Below are 19,144 nucleotides of genomic sequence, written 5' to 3'. Positions count from 1 at the left end.
AAGTGTGCAGTCGACGCTCAGGCCAGACCGGCCTTGTCCAGGCCAAAGGCCTGGTCCAGCGAGCCGGGTTGCGTACGGAAGGCGACGTTGGCGCGGTTCCAGGCATTGATCGCCATCACCGCGTAGGTCAGATCGACGATTTCCTGTTCGGACAGCTGACTACGCACGCGCTCATACACGTCGTCCGCAACCCCCTGCGCTGGGAGGTGGGTAAGTGTGTCGGTCCACGCCAGGCAGGCCCGTTCGCGCGCACTGAACAGGTTCGATTCGCGCCACGCCGCGACATGGTGCAGGCGCAGTGCGCGCTCGCCACGGATCGTCGCTTCCTTCACGTGCATGTCCAGGCAGAACCCGCAGCCGTTGAGCTGCGAGGCGCGGATGTTGACCAGGTCGATGATGGCCGCTTCGATCGAGCTGTTGTGCACGGCGTGGGAGAAGGTGCCGAGCTTCCTGAAGAGTTCGGGCGACTGTGCGGCGTAGTCCAGGCGTTGGCTCATGACGGTGTTCCGATGGGAGTTGAGGGACGCAGCGAGGCTAGGCCCGCTGCACGCGGGGCGGTAGGCGAGGGCAGGGCTGCACGGTGTTGCACGAAAAACACCAATGGCCTGTCACAGCGGCGGATGCTCGCCCGTCTGCCGGGCATGGACACCTCATCCGCCCCGAACCGCGCAGCAGCCTGCCCCGCCAGTGAGCGGGTCTGGCAGGCCTTCCTTGCCGCATTGCACGAACTGCCACCGGACATGCGGGCCGTGCTGTTGCTGCATGACGTGCTGGGCGCGGGCTTTGAAGACATAGCGCCGCTGCTGGGGCTGGAGCTGCCCGCATGCCGCCAGCGACTGGCCCATGCACGCGCCCACCTGCTTGCCCGACGCGACTTCCAGGAGCCCGGAACACCATGAATGTCATGCCGCAGTCCTGTCTGGCCAGCGACGGCCGCGATTCCCTCACGGCGTCCTTTTCCGCCAGCTATGCCGGGGTCCTGGCATTCATCGCGGTAGCCGCCGAGGGCAGCTTCGCCCGCGCCGGTGATCGCCTCGGCATCGGTCGTTCGGCCGTCAGCCGCAGCGTGCAGAAGCTGGAGGGACAACTGGGCGTGCGCCTGTTCCTGCGCACCACGCGCTCGACAACACTCACCCGCGAAGGCGAGCTGTTCCTGGAGGGCTGCAGCCCGGGCGTTGCCAGCATCCTGCAGGCGCTGGACGAAATGCGCGACCTGCGCGAGGGACCGCCGCGCGGGCATCTGCGGATCAGTGCGACCCATGGCTTCGGACGCCGGGTGATCGCGCCGCTGCTGTCTGCGTTCCGCGCGGAGTATCCAGAGGTCTCTGTGGAGTTGCTGCTGGACGAGCAGGCACCGGACCTGGCCGCCGATCGCATCGATGTGGCGTTCCGCGATGGCGTGCTGGAAGACAGCCAGGTGATCGCCAAGCAGCTGGTGCCGATGCAGCTGGTGGTCTGTGCATCGCCCGCGTATGTGCAGGCGCATGGCCTGGCAGACACCATCGAAGTGTTGTCCAGCCATGCCTGCATCGGTCGACGCCTTCCCGGTGGGCGCCTGCAGCGCTGGGACTTCCGTGTGGACGGCCAGGATGTGAATCTGCAGCCGCCGGCGGAGGTGGTGTTCAATGATGCCGATCTTGTCCTGCAGGCAGTGATCGACGGGTTGGGGATCGCCCAGCTGCCCAGCTACCAGGTAAGTGATGCGTTGCGCGCAGGCGCTGTAGTGACCTGCCTGGACCGCTACGCGCCGCACGATCGTGGCCATTACCTGTGCTATCTCAGCCGACGCCAGCTGCCCAAGCGGATCCGCGCGTTCATCGATTTCAGCACCCAGCGCATACGCGCGCTGGATCTGGATGTGTTCTCGCACTGGGAAGCGCGGCAGCAGGCGGCAGCGCAGCGCGATGCGGCCCCGGCCTGGGCATGACCGCATTGGTGCCGATGCGGCAACAGTGCGTGGCCCGCTGCGGATCTACTGCGCCGGCCAATGCGTTCCTAGCATGCAGCCACATCCGAACTTTCCACGTTCCAGGAGACCTGTCATGAAGATCCTCGTCATCGGTGGCACCGGCCGCATCGGCAGCAAGGTGGTTGATCGCCTGCATGCGGCCGGCCATGAGGTCGTCGTCGCTGCACCCTCCACCGGTATCGATGTGCTGAGCGGCGAGGGCCTTGCCGCTGCGATGGCAGGCACCGAGGTAGTGGTCGACCTGGCCAACTCGCCCTCGTTCGAAGATGCGGCGGTGCTGTCGTTCTTCGTGACGGCCGGCCACAACATCCTGGCGGCCGCGGCGCAGGCAGGCGTACGCCATCATGTCGCGCTGTCGGTGGTGGGTACCGACAAGCTGGCGGCCAGCGGCTATTTCCGCGGCAAGATCGCCCAGGAACGCCTGATCCGCGATTCGGGCCTGGCGTACACGATCATCCACTCGACACAGTTCTTCGAGTTCCTGCCGGGCATCCTCCAGGCAGCCGGTGACGGCCAGACCCTGCAGCTGCCGACCGCCGCAGTGCAGCCGATCGCCGCCGAGGATGTGGCCGATGCGGTTGCGCGCATCGCGCTGCAGGCACCAGCCAATGGTGTGGTGGAGATCGCCGGCCCGGAACGCGAATCGATGGCGGTGCTGGCGCAGCGCTTCCTGCAGGCAACCGGTGACGCGCGTGAAGTGGTTGGCGATGCCCAGGCGCGCTACTTCGGTGCGCAGCTGCAGCAGGACACGCTGGTGCCGGTGGGCCAGGCATGGCTCGGCTCGATCGGCTTCGAGCGCTGGTTGCAGCAGTCCGGGCTGGCACAGGGCCAGCCGGCCTGATCGGCGGTGGACGCTCCCAGCAGGAACCTGCGATGACCGGGCTGAAACCGCCTCCGCACACGGTGCTCGACAAGTACCACGGTGATGAGGTGCGCCCGCTGTATACCGGACGGGTGCGGGTCAGTGGTGGCGTGGCACAGCATGGCCGGGCGTCGGGCGTGGTGCGGTCCGATGATGGTGCGCTGTCAGTGGACCTGCGGTTGCCTGCTGAGCTGGGTGGACCCGGTGGCGGTACCAATCCCGAGCAGTTGCTGGCGGCGGGCTACGCCGGCTGCTTCCACGGTGCGATGGTGCTGGTGGCTGCGCGTGCAGGAATGGAACTGGTCGAGCCGAGCATCGAGGTAGCGGTGACGTTCGCGCGAGATCCCGTGGACGGCCTGTACCTGCTGTCGGCCGAGATCGTGGTGTGCCTGCCTGGCATGGACCCGATACGTGCAGCCGAACTGGTGCGCAACACCGAGCGGGTCTGTCCGTACGCGAAGATGTTCCATCGGGGCATCAGCCACGTGGTGCGGGTAGCGGTGGACTAGACATGCGGTGCGGATGATCGGGCAGGTCATTTGCCAGGATTCAGATGCGGTGAAGACACCGCGTCGCCCGCGTGAGTGGGTGGGGCGCCGTTGGGCAGCATGATCACCGCATCAATCGATGCTCACCCGCGAACCACACCCGGTCGGCCAGTCTGGGCTCGCAGGCAACGGATTCCACTGTTGCCCTTTTTCCCCCCAGAGGAGACTACACATGAGCACCCAGTCCACCATCGAGCATCGCCTCAACGACCTGATCGAGATCGCACGTGATGGCAAGTCCTTCTACGAGGAAGCCGCAACCAAGGTGAAGGATGCCGAGCTGTCGGCATTGTTCGTCCGCATCGCCGGCGTGAAGGGCCGCATCGTGTCCTCGCTGAGCAGCTCGGTGGCCGCTACCGGCGGCAAGCCGGCCGAGCACGGCACCATGGTCGGTTCCATGCAGCAGTTCTACGGCAAGGTGCGCGCGGCCTTCGGTGACACCAACTACGGTTACGTGGCCGAACTTGAAGAGTCCGAGGATCGCCTGCTGGGCGCGTTCAAGGACGTGCTGAAGGACAACGACCTGCCGCCGGCGGTGCGCCAGGAAGTAACCCAGTGGCTGCCGGAAGTGCAGGAATGCCACTCGGTCATGCGCGATCGCAAGCATGCGATGAAGGCTGCCTGATCGCATCCGGCGATCGTCCCCCACATCGCCGCGACCAGGGCAGCCCAGTGCTGCCCTGGTCGTTTCTGCGTCTGCCATCTGCGATCAGGCGCGTGGCCTGAGCAGGGCAACGGCCAGGCTGGCCAGCGTCGCTGCTGCGGCGGCAGTCCACAGGGACGCGGCAAAGCCCTGGCTGTAGATCGCCCGCGCCAGATCAACCTGGGCTCCTCGGGTCAGTGCACCGGTGGCGATGGTGTCGGCCAGACGCATGACTTCATCTGCAGGAACGCGTGCTGAGAGTCCGGCGCGGATGCCGACGGTCAGGGCGCTGGAGAGGACCGTGAAGCCGAGCAGGATGCCGACGAAGCGCGTCGTCGCACTGATGCCCGAGGCCATGCCTGCGCGGTCGCGGGGCGCCGAACCGATGATCGCCTTGGATGTTTCGCCGTTGAGGATGCCACCGCCTGCGCCGATGATGACCATCGCCAGCAGCGCCACCGTCGGCTGGTTGTGCCATGCACCGACACCGGCCAGCGCATTGCCGGCGGCAGTGATGGACAGGCCGATGGCCAGCACCATCCCGCTCGACAATCGTCTGCCCAAGCGCCTGCCCACGCTGGGGAACAGCAGCATCGCCGCAGCGAACGGCAGCATGCCGGCGCCCGTGGCCAGCGCACTCAGGCCGACGCCGTTCTGCAGGTACTGCGGCAGCATCGAGGCCATCACCTGCGCACTGACCGCGTAGCCGACCATGGCGATCAGTGCACCGACAAAGCGCGGGCTGGCAAGCAGCCGCAGGTCGACCATCGGATGCCGACGCGTGAGCTCGATGCAGGTGAACAGCGCGGCCATCGCGATGCCCAGGCCCAGGCCGGCCAGCGCCACCGCCGATGTCCATCCCTGCGCGAGTCCTTCCACGAGGAAGAACACGATGCCGAAGATCGCCATGCTGAAGGTGATGATGCCGGGCGGATCGAGCGGGCGTACCACCGTGTCGGCAGTGTCGGGAACCCAGCGGATCGCACCATAGGCCAGGAAGGCGAGGAAGGGCAGGATCGCGATGAACACCGAGCGCCATCCCCACAGCGAGGACAACAGCCCACCGATAAGCGGCGAGAGCACCATCATCATGCCCATTGCCGTGCCCCAGAAGGCCCAGGCATCGTCGCGTTGCTTGCCCTCGTGGAATTCGTGGCCGATCACCGACAGTGATGGGGCCAGCAGGAAAGCGGCACCCACGCCCTGCAACGCTCGGGCCACATACAGCGCACTGGCCGTGGGGGCCAGCGCGCAGGTCAGCGATGAGAGGGCGAACAGTGCGATGCCGATCAGCAGCACCCGCCTGCGGCCATGACGATCGGCGATGGCACCGGCGGGCAGAAGCAGCGAGGTGAAGGTCAGGATGTAGCAGCTGATCACCCATTCGATGTCGGCGAAGTCAGCCTGCAGATCCCGCGCGATGGTCGGCAGGGCGACGGCCACGGCGTTGGTTTCCAGCACCGTCATCGTGCAGCCGAGCGAGGCGATGATCAGGATCCAGTTGGGCGGTCTGCGGCGGGGGAAGAGAGACACCGGGCACTCGGGTGGGGAAGGAAGAAGGCCCATTCAAGCAACTTCGACTGTTTGTTTCATTGCCGGTGTTCTTCAAGTACGTTAGGCCAAAGCTAACGAGCCGGTGCGCATGGACCGTCGACATCTGCAGTACTACGTCGCACTGGCCGAGGAGCTGCATTTCGGGCGCGCCGCGCTGCGCCTGGGCATCGCCACGCCGACGCTGAGCGTTCAGATCCAGCAGATCGAGCGTCGCCTGGGCACCTCCTTGTTCGATCGCAGTAGGCGCGAGGTCACGCTGACCTCTGCCGGTGCGATCTTCCTGGCCGAAGCACGCAACGTGCTGCGCCAGTTCGAGCAGGCAGAGGCCGTGGGCCGCCGCGCTGGTCGCGGGGAAATCGGCAGGATCGAGATCGGCTACGTAGGTTCGGCGGTCCATGCCGGCGCGCTGCAGGAGCAGTTGCAGCGGTTCCGCAGCGCATCGCCCGACGTGGAGCTGAAGGTCGGCGAATGGCCGATGGCCGACCTGCCGGACCTCCTGCTGGACGGTCGCATCGATGTGGTGTTCTGCCGGCTTCCGATGGAGGTGCCCGATGCGCTCGGTTCGCACATCCTGATCGAAGATCAGTTCTGCGTGGCGTTGCCGGCATCGCATGCGCTGGCCCACGCGGGGGTGCCGGTGCAGCCGGCGCTGCTGGCGAAGGAGGCGTTCATCATGCCGGAGCAGCCCGCCGGCACGCTGGAAGTCGCCCGCCGTGGCGGATTCGTGCCGGACATCCGCTCCCGTCCCGGTCATCTTGCCGCGGTACTCGCGCAGGTCTCGGTGGGCGATGGCGCCGTGGCGATCGTGCCGTCGGTGCTGCAGCGGACGCTGCTGCTGCCAGGCGTGGTGTATCTGCCGATCGCCGGGCCGGTCATCGCCTCGACCATCGCTGCGCTGTACCGTGAACAGGAAACATCGCCAGCGGTCCGCCGGCTCATCGAGCAGGTGCGGCGTACCCCCTCCCGGCGCATCGACATGCTGCCCTTGTCCTGAGGCCTTTGCGGACGACGTTGCCGGATTGCCCCGCAATGGCCTTGCTACACTGGCCGCACTCGATCTTCCACCGGATCATCAGATGAACAACGGGAACGGTCCGCAGACAGTCCGCTGAGCCGCAACAACGGTACGCACGTTGTTGCGGTGATCTTGTCCTGCGATTTCCACGCACTGGGTTGATCACCGCCGGATTCCCTCCTGAGCGGATGTTTCCCCATGTCTGATCGAAAAGCCCTTCGCTGGGCCCATTCCCTGCCGGGCGCCATCGTGTTGATGGCCCCCTTCGACCTCCTGGCCTCGCTGGCCATGGATATCTACCTGCCGGTCGTATCGGCCATGCCGCAGGCACTCGGCACGTCGCCCGCCCTCATCCAGTTGACGCTGAGCCTGTACATGCTCGTGCTGGGGCTGGGCCAGCTGATCTTCGGCCCGCTGTCGGACCGGATCGGGCGACGGCCGGTGCTGCTGATGGGCGCGCTGTTGTTCACGCTGGCGTCGTTCGCGCTGGCCGCGTGCAGCGGTGGTGCGGCATTCCTTGCGTGGCGCGGCGTGCAGGCGGTTGGGGCGTCGGCCGCACTGGTGGCCACCTTCGCCACGGTGCGCGACGTGTATGCCGACACGGCCGAGGGCGCCACGCTCTATGGCTTGTTTTCCTCGATGTTGGCGTTCGTGCCGGCGCTCGGTCCGATCCTCGGCGCATTGATCGCCTATACGCTGGGCTGGCGGGCTATTTTCATCGCGCTGGGTGTGCTGGGACTGCTGGCGGGTGCACGCGCATGCCGCGGCTGGCAGGAGACACGGCCACCGCAGCATGTCCACGCATCGCCAGCCTTCGCGCGCATCCTCGGCAATGCCGGCTTCTGGGTTCATGCATCGGGATTCAGTGCGGCGATGGGCACGTTCTTCGTGTTTTTCTCGATCGCCCCGCGGGTGCTGATGGGGAGGGCCGGCTATTCGGCGATGGGCTTCAGCCTGGCCTTCGCGACGGTGGCGCTGGTGATGATCGTCACCTCGCGCTTCGCTGCTCGATTCATCGGGCGATGGGGCATTGGTGGCAGTTTCCAGCGTGGGCTGATGGTGATGATTGGCGGCGCGCTGGTCATGGCGATGACGGCGATGCTGCCGCCATCCTTTGCCAGTGTCGTGTTGCCGATGTGGCTGGTGGCCATCGGCATCGTGATGGTGGCTGCGGTGGCGGCCAACGGTGCGCTGCGCGATTTTGCCGATGCCTCCGGCACGGCAGTGGCGCTGTACTACGCCGTGCAGAGCCTGATCGTGGCAACGCTTGGCACGCTCGCGACGCTGCTGCTGCCGGGCGATACGGTCTGGCCGCTGGTGGCCTTTGGGCTGCTGCTGCCGTCGCTGAGCCTGGGTGGCCTGGTGATGCTGAGGCGGTGAACTGTGCAATCAGCATCAGAAAGAAAAACTGCTGGCGTGATACGTTCCCGCGTCGGGCAATTGAACAGTGGCTGCCCGGATCGGTTCCGTCTCCATGCTGTCCTTCCGTTCGGTCACCCAGGTCGCTTCATGACACCAACCTCCCGCAAGTCCTTCCGCAAGCCCCAGATCGCCATCCTGGGGAGTGCCGATCCTGGCTCACCGGCGTTCGACCTCGCTGCACAGGCGGGCAGGTTCCTCGCTGAAAATGGAATCACCCTGGTCAGCGGCTGTGGCAGCCCAGCCACGCGGGTGGCAGCCGAGCATGCAGTCGCAGCCGGCGGCACGGTGCTGAGCGTGATTCCGGAAGGCAACATGCCCGCAGCAGACTGGCCGGCAACGGTGGTGGTGCCATGCGGCATGGGCGATGCCCGCAACCTGATCATGGCCTTGGCCGGCGATGCCTGCATTGTCATCGGCGGGCGCGCGGGCACGATTTCCGAAGTGTGTCTGGCCTGGCTGCACAAGCGGCCTTTGCTGCCGCTGGTGGGCGCGGGTGGCTGGTCGGAGGGGCTCCCGGGCAACCCTCCCGATGAGCGCGGGAACTCGCCGATACTGCCGTGGCATGACCTCGCGGAGTTGCGCGCGCAGCTGCGTGATCTGCAATTGCTGGCAGGCTGAACCGGCGCCTTCACTTCCTATCCCGCACACGCGGGTAGGGTGATGCGGCCTGGAGTCACCAGGCCTATCAGGGAGTGATATCGATGCGAGCCATCAGGAAAGTGATCGTTGCTGCAGTGTTTGCACTTGCGTGTACCGGTTCGGTGGCGGTGGCCGGTCCGGTCCAGCCGTGCGACTTCCCGTGCTGGAAGGCCTACCAGGCCTGCGTTTCCGGCGGCGGCGATGCCATGGAGTGCCAGTTCGAATACGATCGCTGTGTCATGGACAGGTGCGGCGCCGTCTGAGGCCTGCATACCGTTCGCAATGGGGGGCCGGATCCAGGGGCCCCTTTTCACCTGGCCGCAGGCACGAAGTCCGCGGTCCTGATCGTCTGGAGCCGCAACATGGCCGTCAAACGTGTCGTCGCCAACATCGCCAGTGCCGATCCTGCGCAGGCGGCCGCGTTCTACGGCGACATCCTCGGCATGGACATCGTGATGGACCACGGCTGGATCGTCACCTACGGTGGGCAGGGCACTGCGCTGGCACAGCTCAGCGTTGCCAGCGAAGGCGGATCGGGTACCCCGGTGCCGGATCTTTCGATCGAGGTGGATGATCTGGACGCCGTGCTCGAACGCCTGCGACACGCGGACATTGCGCTTGAATATGGCCCGGCCGAAGAGCCATGGGGTGTACGTCGCTTCTACGTGCGCGACCCGTTTGGGCGCCTGCTGAACATCCTCGCCCACACCTAGCCGGCGCGCGCCAGCTCAGCGGCGCTTTCCCACTGTGCTGGCAGTGCTGAGTGCTGATCGACGTCGGCCGCACCGCCGGTACGCGGCGCAGTGACCGCAGCACGTCAACGTTGTTGACCGCTGTCAGGTTTGTCGGCCATGTCCTGCTGTTGCTGTTGCTGGCGGCTGCTGGCGTGCCGCGCATGGCCGCCCTCACGGCCGATCGCGGCCATGTGTTGGCGGTCCTGGCTGATCGCTTCACCGCCTTTCCGGCCCGCCACCCGGGCCTCGGCCGGGCTGAACTGGTGTGCATTGCCGGATGCGTGGGCAGCACGTCCCCCTTTGGCCGCGATCGCGCGCTGTTTGTCTTCGTCCATCGAGGCAAAGCCCCGATTGCTGTTGCCATTGCGTGAGTTGGTCATTACCGGTCTCCGGTGTGAACATGGGTCGCTGCCATCAGTGACGGTCCCATGTTGCACAGTGCAGGCTAAAGACAGGTCGAAGTGGGCTGTACGAGGCTCACATGGCCTGCGCACGCGTTTGACAACCGGTTACCGTGCAGGAAGCGCCGGGCTCTGCAACCGGTCGTCACGGCAGCCACCCGTAGCGCCCTGGCAAGGGAGAGTCCAAGCGGTTGGCCGGATGTGGATGGCATGCAGAATGTCATCGTCTGCTATCGCCGATGCCATCGTGCATGCCTAGAATCAAGTCATCCCGGTAGGTCCCGGGCGCTGTCGAGTGAATGGATTCAATGAAGATTCTGTTGACCGGAAGTTCCGGGCGGATAGGGCGGGCGATCTTTGGTGCGCTGGCCGCTGCCAATGAGGTGGTGGGGCTGGATCGCAGTCCGTTCGCCACCACGCGCGTCATTGCCGATGTCACCGATCGCCGGGCGCTGGAACGCGCCGTGCAGGGGGTCGACGCGGTGATCCACACCGCGGCCCTGCACGCCCCGCACGTGGGCCTGGTACCCGACGCGGTGTTCCAGCAGATCAACGTGGAGGCTACCGCGAACCTGCTGCAACTGGCGCGCGAGGCCGGCGTGCAGCGCTTCGTGCTGACCAGTACCACGGCGTTGTACGGCCATGCCGTGGTGTCCGGCGGCTGCCGTTGGATCGACGAGGACACCGAGCCGCTGCCACGCACGATCTACCACCGCACCAAGCTGCAGGCTGAGGCGGCTGCCGAAGCGGCGGCCAGCGCAACATTCACCGTGCGCGTGCTGCGGATGGCACGTTGCTTCCCCGAACCACCTGACCGCATGGCGATGTTCCGCCTGCACCGTGGTATCGACGCGCGCGACGTGGCCAGCGCGCATGCCGCGCTGCTGCACGATGAAGGCGCGGCCTTCCAGCGTTACCTCGCCTGTGCACCGACGCCCTTCCGGCGCGAGGACTGCCTGCAGCTGGCCGCGGATCCGCGCCAGGTGCTGGCGCGCCGCGCACCGCAGCTGCTGGCCGAGTTCGAGCGCCGTGGCTGGCCACTGCCGCTCAGCATCGATCGGGTCTATGACAGCAGCCGGATGCGTGCAGCGCTGGGCTGGCAGCCACGTTTCGGTCCGGAGGACGTGCTGCAGCAGTACGCCGCGGGCAGCATCGAGGTCCTGCCCCGTGCGGAGTGGATCCGCGACCGCGTCGCCGAATAGCACAGGCGAGCAGCACAGGCCTGGGTCGACGGCCGCAGCTGAGCGGGTTCAGGTTTTGTGCGTGCGGCGAGCCTCAACCTCGCCCGGCCATGGCCGCTAACCCGGTGCGCGCCTTCCCGCGCCGGGTTCCTATCCGGCGGGCAGGCGGCCCGCGCGACGGATCGCGCATCTGCGCGGTGCCCTGGTGGCACCGGTCGACCTGAACTGCCTGCGGATCCTCCCATGTCTTCTTCCCGTTCCGTCGCTGCCCGTCGCCCCGGCAGCATCGCCCACAAGCTGATGCTGGGCACCGCGGTGATCGCGTTGCTGTGCTTCGGCGCGACCGCGTTCCTGATCTATCACCAGGCCAGTTCGGCGCTGGTGTCGTCCTCGCGGCAGACCATGGCCAGCGAAGCCCGTGCCGAGGCGCGGCAGGTGGCTGCCGACCTGGGCACGGCCTTTGCCAGCAACGATGCGATGGTGGAAACCGTGCTGGCCCAGCGTGCGCGCGGTGATGCCCCTGATCGCGCCAGCCTGGCCAATGTCATCGGCGAGCAGCTGCACGCGCACCCGGAATGGCTGGGCAAGAGCACCATGTGGGAGGCCAATGCCTTCGACGGCAAGGACGCCGAGTTCGTCAACAGCGAGGCGCACGACGCCACCGGCCGCTACATGAGCTACTGGGCCTGGCAGGACGGCAAGCCGCAGCAGTCGACGATGACCGACTACACCGAGACGCCCAGCGGCTCGGGCAACTGGTACATGGTGCCCAGCCGCGACAAGCTGCCGCTGGTCAGCGAACCGTATGCCTACGACATCGGCGGCAAGCAGGTGCTGATGAGCACGCTGAGCACGCCGATCGTCGAGAACGGCACCTTCCTCGGTGTCTTCACCGTCGACTTCTCGCTGGACGCGCTGCAGAAGCACCTGGCCACGCTGACGCCGATGGGCGCTGGCCGCGTCGAACTGCTGTCGCCGAAGGGCGTGGTGCTGGCCTCGGCCGATGCTGCCGAGATCGGCAAGCCGCGTACCGATGCCGCCACCCTCGGCATGCTGGCGCAGATCGCCGCCGACAAGACGTACGAAGCGTTCGAGCCCGACGCTGCCGGCAACGTCCGCTTGTACGTGCCGCTGCAGGTCGGTGACGCGCCGCAGCGTTTCGCGCTGGGCGTGGTGGTGCCGCATGCGGTGATCATCGCGCAGGCCCGCGAGCTGCTGTGGATCATCCTGCTGGTGGGTGTGGTGGCTGCGCTGGTGCTCAGTGGTGGTGTCTACCTGCTGCTGCAGCGCCTGGCGGTGCGACCGCTGGCGCAGGCCGTGCGCATCGCCGGCGACGTGGCTGCGGGCAAGCTGGATACCGCCATGCCGGCGCTGGGCAACGACGAAGTGGGCCGCCTGCTGGACGCCATGCAGGGCATGCGTGGCCAGCTGCAGGCAGTGATGGCCGCACAGGCGGAGATGGCGCGCCGCCATGATGCCGGTGAAATCAGCTACCGCATGGATGCCTCGGTGTTCCCGGGCGAATATGGCCGCATGGTGGCCGACAGCAACCAGCTGGTGGCCGACAGCAATGCGGTCACCCAACGCCTGGTCGAGGTGATGGAGCGCTACGCGGTGGGTGACCTGAGCGTGGACATGGAGGCACTGCCGGGCGAAAAGGCGGTATTCACCGCTGCCATGGCAACCACCAAGACCAACCTGGCGGCGATCAACGAGCAGATCCAGCAGCTGGCCGCTGCGGCGGCGGCAGGTGATTTCGCCGTGCGTGGCGATGCCCAGCGCTTCGAGCATGACTTCCGCCGCATGGTGGAAACGCTCAACACCATGATGCAGGTCAGCGACCAGAACCTGGCTGCGCTGTCGACGCTGCTGCGCGCCATCGCCGCCGGTGACCTGAGTACACGGATGGAGGGTGACTTCCACGGCGTGTTCGCGGTGATGCGCGACGATGCCAACAGCACCGTGCAGCAGTTGACCCAGATCGTCGGCCAGATCCAGCAGTCTGCGGCCAGCATCCGCCTGGCCGCAGGCGAGATCGCGTCGGGCAACAGCGACCTGTCACGCCGTACCGAGCAGCAGGCGGCCAACCTGGAAGAGACCGCCGCGTCGATGGAGGAACTGACCTCCACCGTGCGCCAGAACGCCGATCATGCCCTGCAGGCCAACAAGCTGGCGGCCTCGGCCGCAGGCGTTGCCAGCGAAGGCGGGCAGGTGGTCAGCCAGGTGGTGCAGACCATGGAGCAGATCGAGACCTCTTCGCAGCGCATCGCCGAGATCATCTCGGTGATCGATGGCATCGCTTTCCAGACCAACATCCTGGCATTGAACGCGGCGGTGGAAGCGGCGCGCGCCGGTGAACAGGGCCGTGGCTTTGCGGTGGTCGCCAGCGAAGTGCGCGCGCTGGCACAGCGCTCGGCGGGCGCGGCCAAGGAGATCAAGGAGCTGATCGACGCTTCGGTCGGCCATGTCGGCGCCGGCGCGCAGCTGGTGCACGGTGCGGGCCGCACGATGCAGGAGATCGTCGGCCAGGTCGGCCGGGTCAACGAGATCATGGCCGAGATTTCGGCCGCCTCGCGCGAGCAGTCGGCCGGTATCGAGCAGGTCAACCAGACGGTGGTGCAGATGGACGAGACCACCCAGCAGAATGCTGCGCTGGTGGAAGAAGCCACCGCTGCGGCGCGGGCGATGGAAGAACAGGCCGAGCAGCTAGCGGTGGCGGTGTCCCGCTTCCGCCTGCAGGCCGACACCCGACCGGCTGCCGCGTTGCGCGCCGCCTGAGCCGGGGCATGAACGACGACGCCCGGCCAAGGCCGGGCGTCGATGTGCCACTGCGTGTGTGGTGCGCTGGGCTTAGAACATGCCTTCGAAGGGGTTCCAGCTGGTGTTGCCCTTCACCTGTTCCAGGTAATAGCTGTAGTTGGTGCTCGAGGCGACCAGGAAGTTCATTGCAATGAACAGTGCGCGGGCCACGATGTCCGGCAGCACCAGGCTGACCGCGATCAGCACGATGTTGATGCCGATCACCACCAGCGCCTTGCGCCACATGCCCAGGATGAACAGATAGATCGCGCCGAAGAAGAAGGCGAAGAAGTTCAGGTTGATCTTCAGGCGGTCGCCGAAGGACAGCGCCTTCCAGGCTTGCTTGAAGCCGGGCTCCTTGGGAGCGCCGTGCTGCTGGAAGAAGTTGAAGCGGAACTGCCACTTCGGGCTGAAGCGGGTCAGGTCAACGGTGTTCATGTATAGGGACTTCCCTGTTAGGAAAACGTTTTCATGATAAGTGAGTCACATTCAGCAAACCAGCTTGGAGCGTCAAAAATGTGACGTTCCTACGGCAAAGGGCTTGCGTCCCGGTGCCGCACCGTCACCCATCCGCCTTGTTTTTAGGATAGGGTGCGCAGTTCCGCTGCCACCCCGGTTGTTCACGGGTAGCAGCGGTATGTCCATGGAGGTTGCATGACCACACCAGCTACACCGGAAAACGCACCCGGACCGGTGCTCCTGCCGACACCCGAAGTGGTGCAGGCACAACAACTGCTCGCCCGCCAGCAACTGGCGGTGGCGATGGACCGTGCACGCATCGCGGCCAGCCGCGACGCTGCGCCGGCGGTTCTGGAAAACGACTGAGCCTGGGAAACCAGCCGCGATCGCGCTGGCCTGCTGCCAGCGCGATCGCAGTGCGCATCAGAAGCGCGCGGTCATGCTGAGGAAGTAGCTGCGGCCGGCGACGAAGTAGTCGGTAGAGCCGTCGGCGTACAGCTTCTTGTCGGCCAGGTTGCTGACGCCGCCACGCAGGGTCAGCACCTCATTGACGTTCCAGGCAGCGGTCAGGTCATACAGCGTGTAGGCCTTCAGGAAGGTATTGACCACGCCGGTCTGCTTGCCGGTGTACTGCGCCGACAGGCTGCTGGAGAACGTGGTGTTCGGGGTCCAGTCCAGCGACGAATAGCCTGAGAACTCCGGGGTGTCGATCAGGTTGCGGCCAGTGGTCAGGTTCTTGGCTTCCTTCATCCAGGTCGCCGACGTGCGCCAGCGCCAGTGATCGCCGAAGCGGAAGTTGAGGTTGCCTTCCATGCCGCTGGTGCGCGCGCGCTGCACGTTGCTCATGCGCGTCCACCAGTAGCCGTTGAAGAAGCCCAGCGCTTCATACTCGATCTTGTTCCTGAAGTCGGTATGGAAGTAGGTCAGGCCGGCGTCGACCAGGTCGTTGTCGAAGCTGATGCCGATCTCGCGGTTGGTGCTGGTTTCCGGGTCCAGGTCCGGGTTGCCGGCCATGTAGCAGCCGCCGCGGGTATAGCCCAGCGGGTACAGCGAGGTGCAGCCGCGGCCACCGGACTGGGTCGCCGCGCTGGGCGAATTCTCGGTCAGGCTCGGCGCGCGGAAGCCCTTGGACACGCCGCCACGGATCGTCCACTGCTCGCTCGGGTGCCAGACCAGGTAGGCACGCGGACTGACATGGCTGCCGAACTGTTCATGGTGGTCCAGGCGCGCGCCCAGGGTCAGTGCCAGGGTACGGTGCAGCTTCAGCTCGTCTTCGACAAACAGCGCCCAGGTGTCCACTTCCAGGCTGGAGCCGACCACCGGGTTGCCGGCATAGTCCACCGGCGCCTGGCCGATGGTGTCGGTGTTGGTCAACTCCTGGCGCTTCCACTGGCCGCCCACCGCGAACTGGTGGTCCACGCCCAGAGTGAAGGGCGTGCTCAGGCTGCCTTCGATGATCGTATCGGTTGCCTCGGAGCGACCGGTGGCGCCGATGTCGTTCTTGTACTCGGTCCAGTACGCGCTGAGCTTGGAAGTACCGAAATCCCACTTGCCGTCGTGGTTCAGCGCCAGCGAACTGCGCTTGAGCTCACTGGCACCCCAGGCGCCTTCGTCCTGCTTTTCCAGCGCCTGGGCGATGAAGGCCTGCTGCACACCGTGGCCAGCTTCCAGTGACACTTCCTGTGCCTCGCTCAGCTTCCACTGCAGCAGCGCGTCGACATTGCGGTCCTTCTCGCCGGCGTAGGCGTTGCCATACACGCCGCCGTTGGAGCGGTCCGAGTCGCGGCGCATGCTGTTGGCACCGATGCGCAGGCCGAAGCGCTCGCCCAGCGGGCCGGAGAAGGTCGCGCCGATCTGCTGGGTGTCGCCACGGTCGCCATCCTGCGGCCGGGTGTAGCTGTGGGTCGCGCTGCCGTTCCAGCTGTCACCGATGCGCCTGGTGATGATGTTGATCACCCCGCCCATCGCGTCCGAGCCATACAGCGAGGACATCGGGCCACGCACCACTTCGATGCGCTCGATCTGGTCGGGGGAAATCCAGTTCAGGTCCTGGCGGCCCAGGTCGGGGCGATAGTTGGTCGAGGCCGAGCTGCCCATGCGCTTGCCGTCCACCAGCACCAGCGTGTAGTTGGACGGCATGCCGCGCAGCTTGATCTTGGACTGCTCGCCAATGGCGCTGAGCCCACCGGTCACGCCCGGAATACGGCTGAGCAGGGTAGCCAGGTCGTGCACCGGCTGGCGTTCGATGTCTTCGCGGCTGATCACGCTGATGCTGGCCGGGGCATCCTTGATCCACTGCTGGTTGCCCGAGGCGGTAACCACCACGGTATCCAGGTCCTTGGTCGAGGCATCGGCGCTGGCTTCAGCGGCGGCGAGGGCAGGCAGGGCCAGCAGGCAGGCGGCGGCCAGGGCGCTGGCCAGGCGGGTGCGCGACAGGCGCGCGGAACGGAGAGGGGACATGACGGCTTCCAAGGGAGAGGAGAGACCCGGTGGAAGCAGCAGGCGCACGCAGACAGCAGGCAGCCAACCCCTTCCCTGGGTCGTCGGGCGCGCGGAGGGTCCGGCGCAGCTGGGTGGGTCCGGTGCGCGGAGCACGGCGACCTGCCTGGTTAACGTAATGATAACCGTTCTCGTTTGTTACGATCCAGTACTTTCCGGGATGGATCGACACCCGCGGGGCGCACGGCGTGGTTCGCCTGCTGATTGCTGAATGGGGAGATTTTCCGGCGTAGACCTTCGCACCCGGCTTACATTCGGGGCCATAGACTGGGCCGCATTTTTCGATTCCGCCCCGTTGGAGATCGTGTGGGTTCTGGTAGTGACAGACAGCGACTGCGCGGCATGACGCCGTGGCAGACAGGACAAGTGCGGACGCCTGGAATGCGGGCCATGAACCTTGGTGCATGCAGCCTGGCCGGGACGGCCGGTCCTGCGGCCTGCAGGGAGTAGGCGGCCATGGGGAGTGAAACCATCGACACGGAACCGGTCACGGCCGGTCCCGACGCGGGCTGGGCCCTGCTGCCGGCCGAAGCACCGCTGGTGATGCCCGAACAGACGCTGCGGCAAGGCTCGCTGAAGGTCCGGCGCCATCGCACCTCGCCACGCATGATCGGCCTGCGTCGCCTGTACATCCTCGGCGGCACCGTGGCGATGACCGCCGTGGCCACCCGGATGATGTGGCGGGTGCTGTCCGGCAATGGCATCAGCGTGCTGGAGGCCTGCCTGCTGGTGCTGTTCGTCGGCCTGTTCGCCTGGATCGCGCTGTCCTTTGCCAGTGCGGTGGCCGGCTTCCTGACGGCCGTGTTCGACCGGGGCTACCGCCTGGGCATCGATCCGGACAAGCCGCTGCCCACCGTGCACAGCCGCACCGCGCTGCTGATGCCCACCTACAACGAAGACCCGCGCCGGCTGCTGGCCGGCCTGCGCGCGATCTACGAATCGGTGGCGGCCACCGGCCAGCTGCAGCGGTTTGATTTCTTCGTGCTCAGCGATACCCGTCGCGAGGACATCGCGCGGGCCGAAGAACAGGTGTTCGCCGAACTGCGCGAGCTGGTGCCCGATGGGCGTGCGCGACTGTTCTATCGCCGCCGTGGCGACAACAGCGCGCGCAAGGCCGGCAACATCGCCGACTGGGTACGCCGTTTCGGCGGTGCCTACCCGCAGATGCTGATCCTGGATGCCGACAGCCTGATGACCGGTGACAGCATCGTGCGCCTGGTCGCCGGCATGGAGCACAACGCCGACGTCGGCCTGATCCAGACCCTGCCGTCGGTGATCGGCGGCCGCACCCTGTTCTCGCGCATGCAGCAGTTCGGCGGGCGCGTGTACGGGCCGGTGATCGCCCGTGGCGTGGCCTGGTGGCACGGTGCCGAAAGCAATTACTGGGGGCACAACGCGATCATCCGCACCCGTGCCTTCGCCGACCACGCTGGCCTGCCGGAGCTGCCGGGGCGCAAGCCGTTCGGCGGCCACGTGCTCAGCCATGATTTCGTGGAAGCGGCGCTGATGCGCCGTGGTGGCTGGGCCGCGCACATGGTGCCCTACCTGGGCGGCAGCTACGAGGAAGGCCCGCCGACGCTGACCGACCTGCTGGTGCGCGACCGCCGCTGGTGCCAGGGCAACCTGCAGCACGGCAAGGTGGTGGGCAGCCGTGGCCTGCACTGGATCAGCCGCGTGCACATGCTGATCGGCATCGGCCATTACTTCACCGCACCGATGTGGGCGATGCTGATGCTGATCGGCATCGCCATCCCGCTGTTCCAGGAAGGCATCGATTTCAACGCCCTGCTGCACCTGTCGCCCAGCGTGTACTGGCGTGCGCAGGATGAAGAACAGGTGGTGCGCCTGTTCGCCGCCACCATGGCGGTGCTGCTGATGCCCAAGGTGCTGGGTTACTTTGCGATGCTGCTCGATCCGGTTGAACGCCGTGGCTGTGGTGGCGCGATCCGGGCGTTCCTGTCGATGCTGGTGGAAACCGTGCTGGCCGCGCTGATGGCGCCGGTGGTGATGTACGTGCAGTCGCGCGGGGTGGCCGAAGTGCTGTCCGGGCGTGACTCGGGCTGGGATGCACAGCAGCGCGATGACGGTGGCATCTCGTGGATTTCGCTGGTGCGCGGCTACGGCGGCCTTGGCGTGTTTGGCGCCTTCATGGGCGTGCTGGCGTGGGCGGTGTCGCCGTCGCTGGCGGCCTGGATGGCGCCGGTGGTGATCGGCATGGTGCTGGCGGTGCCGGTGGTGGCACTGACCTCGCTGCGCGGGCCGGGCGCCTTCCTGCATCGCCTGGGCCTGCTCGACATTCCCGAAGAGAACATCCCGCCGCCGGTGCTGGTGCGCGCCGCACAGCTGCGCCGGGAAGCGGCCGAGCAACCGCCGCTGTACTGATCGCACCGTGCCAGCGGCATAATGCGGCTCGAACGTA

The 19,144-nt window shown here is 66.5% G+C and carries 19 protein-coding genes; 14 read left to right on the top strand and 5 right to left on the bottom strand.

What is annotated here, in order from left to right:
- Positions 1-17: 17 nt before the first annotated feature.
- Positions 18-497, bottom strand: a complete 480-nt coding sequence (locus tag ABIA73_RS12060) for a carboxymuconolactone decarboxylase family protein (protein WP_025879025.1) — start codon at positions 495-497, stop codon at positions 18-20.
- A 144-nt stretch (positions 498-641) separates the two neighbouring features.
- Here ABIA73_RS12060 and ABIA73_RS12055 point away from each other — a divergent pair, with 144 nt between their 5' ends.
- From ABIA73_RS12055 to ABIA73_RS12035, 5 genes are all read left to right on the top strand, one after another.
- The gene (locus ABIA73_RS12055) at positions 642-899 is read left to right on the top strand and encodes a sigma factor-like helix-turn-helix DNA-binding protein (protein WP_223483463.1); all 258 of its coding nucleotides are present in this window, start codon (positions 642-644) and stop codon (positions 897-899) included.
- Positions 896-1,927, top strand: a complete 1,032-nt coding sequence (locus ABIA73_RS12050) for a LysR family transcriptional regulator (protein WP_059065230.1) — start codon at positions 896-898, stop codon at positions 1,925-1,927. The genes ABIA73_RS12055 and ABIA73_RS12050 overlap by 4 nt, the downstream gene beginning before the upstream one ends.
- A gap of 115 nt (positions 1,928-2,042) precedes the next feature.
- On the top strand, positions 2,043-2,810 hold the full coding sequence (locus ABIA73_RS12045; RefSeq protein WP_354275840.1) for an SDR family oxidoreductase: 768 nt from the start codon (positions 2,043-2,045) through the stop codon (positions 2,808-2,810).
- 32 nt (positions 2,811-2,842) lie between these two features.
- Positions 2,843-3,340, top strand: coding sequence for an Ohr family peroxiredoxin (locus tag ABIA73_RS12040; RefSeq protein WP_025879021.1), 498 nt, complete (start codon positions 2,843-2,845; stop codon positions 3,338-3,340).
- 211 nt (positions 3,341-3,551) lie between these two features.
- On the top strand, positions 3,552-4,004 hold the full coding sequence (locus tag ABIA73_RS12035) for a PA2169 family four-helix-bundle protein (protein ID WP_032952113.1): 453 nt from the start codon (positions 3,552-3,554) through the stop codon (positions 4,002-4,004).
- A gap of 84 nt (positions 4,005-4,088) precedes the next feature.
- On the opposite strand, the gene ABIA73_RS12030 is transcribed toward ABIA73_RS12035, so the two are convergent.
- Positions 4,089-5,555, bottom strand: coding sequence for an MFS transporter (locus tag ABIA73_RS12030; RefSeq protein WP_354275839.1), 1,467 nt, complete (start codon positions 5,553-5,555; stop codon positions 4,089-4,091).
- A gap of 109 nt (positions 5,556-5,664) precedes the next feature.
- On the opposite strand from ABIA73_RS12030, the gene ABIA73_RS12025 reads away from it, so the two are divergent.
- From ABIA73_RS12025 to ABIA73_RS12005, 5 genes are all read left to right on the top strand, one after another.
- Positions 5,665-6,570, top strand: a complete 906-nt coding sequence (locus ABIA73_RS12025) for a LysR family transcriptional regulator (protein WP_354275838.1) — start codon at positions 5,665-5,667, stop codon at positions 6,568-6,570.
- A 219-nt stretch (positions 6,571-6,789) separates the two neighbouring features.
- Positions 6,790-7,971, top strand: a complete 1,182-nt coding sequence (gene cml / locus ABIA73_RS12020; RefSeq protein WP_354275837.1) for a CmlA/FloR family chloramphenicol efflux MFS transporter — start codon at positions 6,790-6,792, stop codon at positions 7,969-7,971.
- 36 nt (positions 7,972-8,007) lie between these two features.
- A complete protein-coding gene (locus ABIA73_RS12015; RefSeq protein WP_279209195.1) occupies positions 8,008-8,631 on the top strand; it encodes an SLOG cluster 4 domain-containing protein in 624 nt (207 codons plus the stop codon).
- 83 nt (positions 8,632-8,714) lie between these two features.
- The gene (locus tag ABIA73_RS12010; RefSeq protein WP_033832284.1) at positions 8,715-8,915 is read left to right on the top strand and encodes a hypothetical protein; all 201 of its coding nucleotides are present in this window, start codon (positions 8,715-8,717) and stop codon (positions 8,913-8,915) included.
- Between the two features lie 99 nt (positions 8,916-9,014).
- Positions 9,015-9,365, top strand: coding sequence for a VOC family protein (locus ABIA73_RS12005; protein ID WP_279209197.1), 351 nt, complete (start codon positions 9,015-9,017; stop codon positions 9,363-9,365).
- A gap of 104 nt (positions 9,366-9,469) precedes the next feature.
- Here ABIA73_RS12005 and ABIA73_RS12000 read toward each other — a convergent pair whose 3' ends face one another.
- Entirely contained in the window at positions 9,470-9,766 is a 297-nt protein-coding gene (locus ABIA73_RS12000; protein ID WP_025879016.1) for a KGG domain-containing protein, read from the bottom strand.
- A 329-nt stretch (positions 9,767-10,095) separates the two neighbouring features.
- On the opposite strand from ABIA73_RS12000, the gene ABIA73_RS11995 reads away from it, so the two are divergent.
- On the top strand, positions 10,096-10,989 hold the full coding sequence (locus tag ABIA73_RS11995) for an NAD-dependent epimerase/dehydratase family protein (RefSeq protein WP_080149788.1): 894 nt from the start codon (positions 10,096-10,098) through the stop codon (positions 10,987-10,989).
- A gap of 222 nt (positions 10,990-11,211) precedes the next feature.
- Positions 11,212-13,746 carry a methyl-accepting chemotaxis protein gene (locus tag ABIA73_RS11990; RefSeq protein WP_354275836.1) on the top strand — a complete coding sequence of 845 codons (2,535 nt, stop codon included), beginning with the start codon at positions 11,212-11,214 and terminating at the stop codon, positions 13,744-13,746.
- 72 nt (positions 13,747-13,818) lie between these two features.
- Here the strand turns inward: ABIA73_RS11990 and ABIA73_RS11985 are convergent, their stop codons facing one another.
- Positions 13,819-14,205 carry a DUF2628 domain-containing protein gene (locus tag ABIA73_RS11985; RefSeq protein WP_025879013.1) on the bottom strand — a complete coding sequence of 129 codons (387 nt, stop codon included), beginning with the start codon at positions 14,203-14,205 and terminating at the stop codon, positions 13,819-13,821.
- Between the two features lie 216 nt (positions 14,206-14,421).
- Here ABIA73_RS11985 and ABIA73_RS11980 point away from each other — a divergent pair, with 216 nt between their 5' ends.
- A complete protein-coding gene (locus ABIA73_RS11980; RefSeq protein WP_162887695.1) occupies positions 14,422-14,592 on the top strand; it encodes a hypothetical protein in 171 nt (56 codons plus the stop codon).
- Positions 14,593-14,649: 57 nt separating this feature from the next.
- On the opposite strand, the gene ABIA73_RS11975 is transcribed toward ABIA73_RS11980, so the two are convergent.
- A complete protein-coding gene (locus ABIA73_RS11975; protein ID WP_154881102.1) occupies positions 14,650-16,686 on the bottom strand; it encodes a TonB-dependent receptor domain-containing protein in 2,037 nt (678 codons plus the stop codon).
- A 495-nt stretch (positions 16,687-17,181) separates the two neighbouring features.
- Here ABIA73_RS11975 and mdoH point away from each other — a divergent pair, with 495 nt between their 5' ends.
- Positions 17,182-19,107 carry a glucans biosynthesis glucosyltransferase MdoH gene (gene mdoH / locus ABIA73_RS11970; RefSeq protein WP_051501661.1) on the top strand — a complete coding sequence of 642 codons (1,926 nt, stop codon included), beginning with the start codon at positions 17,182-17,184 and terminating at the stop codon, positions 19,105-19,107.
- Positions 19,108-19,144 lie beyond the last annotated feature (37 nt).

This window comes from Stenotrophomonas sp. 2694 (genome assembly GCF_040548715.1).
Lineage (GTDB): Bacteria > Pseudomonadota > Gammaproteobacteria > Xanthomonadales > Xanthomonadaceae > Stenotrophomonas > Stenotrophomonas indicatrix.
This window is presented reverse-complemented; position numbering and strand designations above follow the sequence as displayed.

What these genes read in the sequence shown, in the direction of transcription:
- ABIA73_RS12060 (WP_025879025.1), bottom strand. Translation starts at nt 497, where the DNA reads ATGAGCCAACGCCTGGACTACGCCGCACAGTCGCCCGAACTCTTCAGG.
- ABIA73_RS12055 (WP_223483463.1), top strand. Translation starts at nt 642, where the DNA reads ATGGACACCTCATCCGCCCCGAACCGCGCAGCAGCCTGCCCCGCCAGT.
- ABIA73_RS12050 (WP_059065230.1), top strand. Translation starts at nt 896, where the DNA reads ATGAATGTCATGCCGCAGTCCTGTCTGGCCAGCGACGGCCGCGATTCC.
- ABIA73_RS12045 (WP_354275840.1), top strand. Translation starts at nt 2,043, where the DNA reads ATGAAGATCCTCGTCATCGGTGGCACCGGCCGCATCGGCAGCAAGGTG.
- ABIA73_RS12040 (WP_025879021.1), top strand. Translation starts at nt 2,843, where the DNA reads ATGACCGGGCTGAAACCGCCTCCGCACACGGTGCTCGACAAGTACCAC.
- ABIA73_RS12035 (WP_032952113.1), top strand. Translation starts at nt 3,552, where the DNA reads ATGAGCACCCAGTCCACCATCGAGCATCGCCTCAACGACCTGATCGAG.
- ABIA73_RS12025 (WP_354275838.1), top strand. Translation starts at nt 5,665, where the DNA reads ATGGACCGTCGACATCTGCAGTACTACGTCGCACTGGCCGAGGAGCTG.
- cml (WP_354275837.1), top strand. Translation starts at nt 6,790, where the DNA reads ATGTCTGATCGAAAAGCCCTTCGCTGGGCCCATTCCCTGCCGGGCGCC.
- ABIA73_RS12010 (WP_033832284.1), top strand. Translation starts at nt 8,715, where the DNA reads ATGCGAGCCATCAGGAAAGTGATCGTTGCTGCAGTGTTTGCACTTGCG.
- ABIA73_RS12005 (WP_279209197.1), top strand. Translation starts at nt 9,015, where the DNA reads ATGGCCGTCAAACGTGTCGTCGCCAACATCGCCAGTGCCGATCCTGCG.
- ABIA73_RS12000 (WP_025879016.1), bottom strand. Translation starts at nt 9,766, where the DNA reads ATGACCAACTCACGCAATGGCAACAGCAATCGGGGCTTTGCCTCGATG.
- ABIA73_RS11995 (WP_080149788.1), top strand. Translation starts at nt 10,096, where the DNA reads ATGAAGATTCTGTTGACCGGAAGTTCCGGGCGGATAGGGCGGGCGATC.
- ABIA73_RS11990 (WP_354275836.1), top strand. Translation starts at nt 11,212, where the DNA reads ATGTCTTCTTCCCGTTCCGTCGCTGCCCGTCGCCCCGGCAGCATCGCC.
- ABIA73_RS11985 (WP_025879013.1), bottom strand. Translation starts at nt 14,205, where the DNA reads ATGAACACCGTTGACCTGACCCGCTTCAGCCCGAAGTGGCAGTTCCGC.
- ABIA73_RS11980 (WP_162887695.1), top strand. Translation starts at nt 14,422, where the DNA reads ATGACCACACCAGCTACACCGGAAAACGCACCCGGACCGGTGCTCCTG.
- ABIA73_RS11975 (WP_154881102.1), bottom strand. Translation starts at nt 16,686, where the DNA reads ATGTCCCCTCTCCGTTCCGCGCGCCTGTCGCGCACCCGCCTGGCCAGC.
- mdoH (WP_051501661.1), top strand. Translation starts at nt 17,182, where the DNA reads ATGGGGAGTGAAACCATCGACACGGAACCGGTCACGGCCGGTCCCGAC.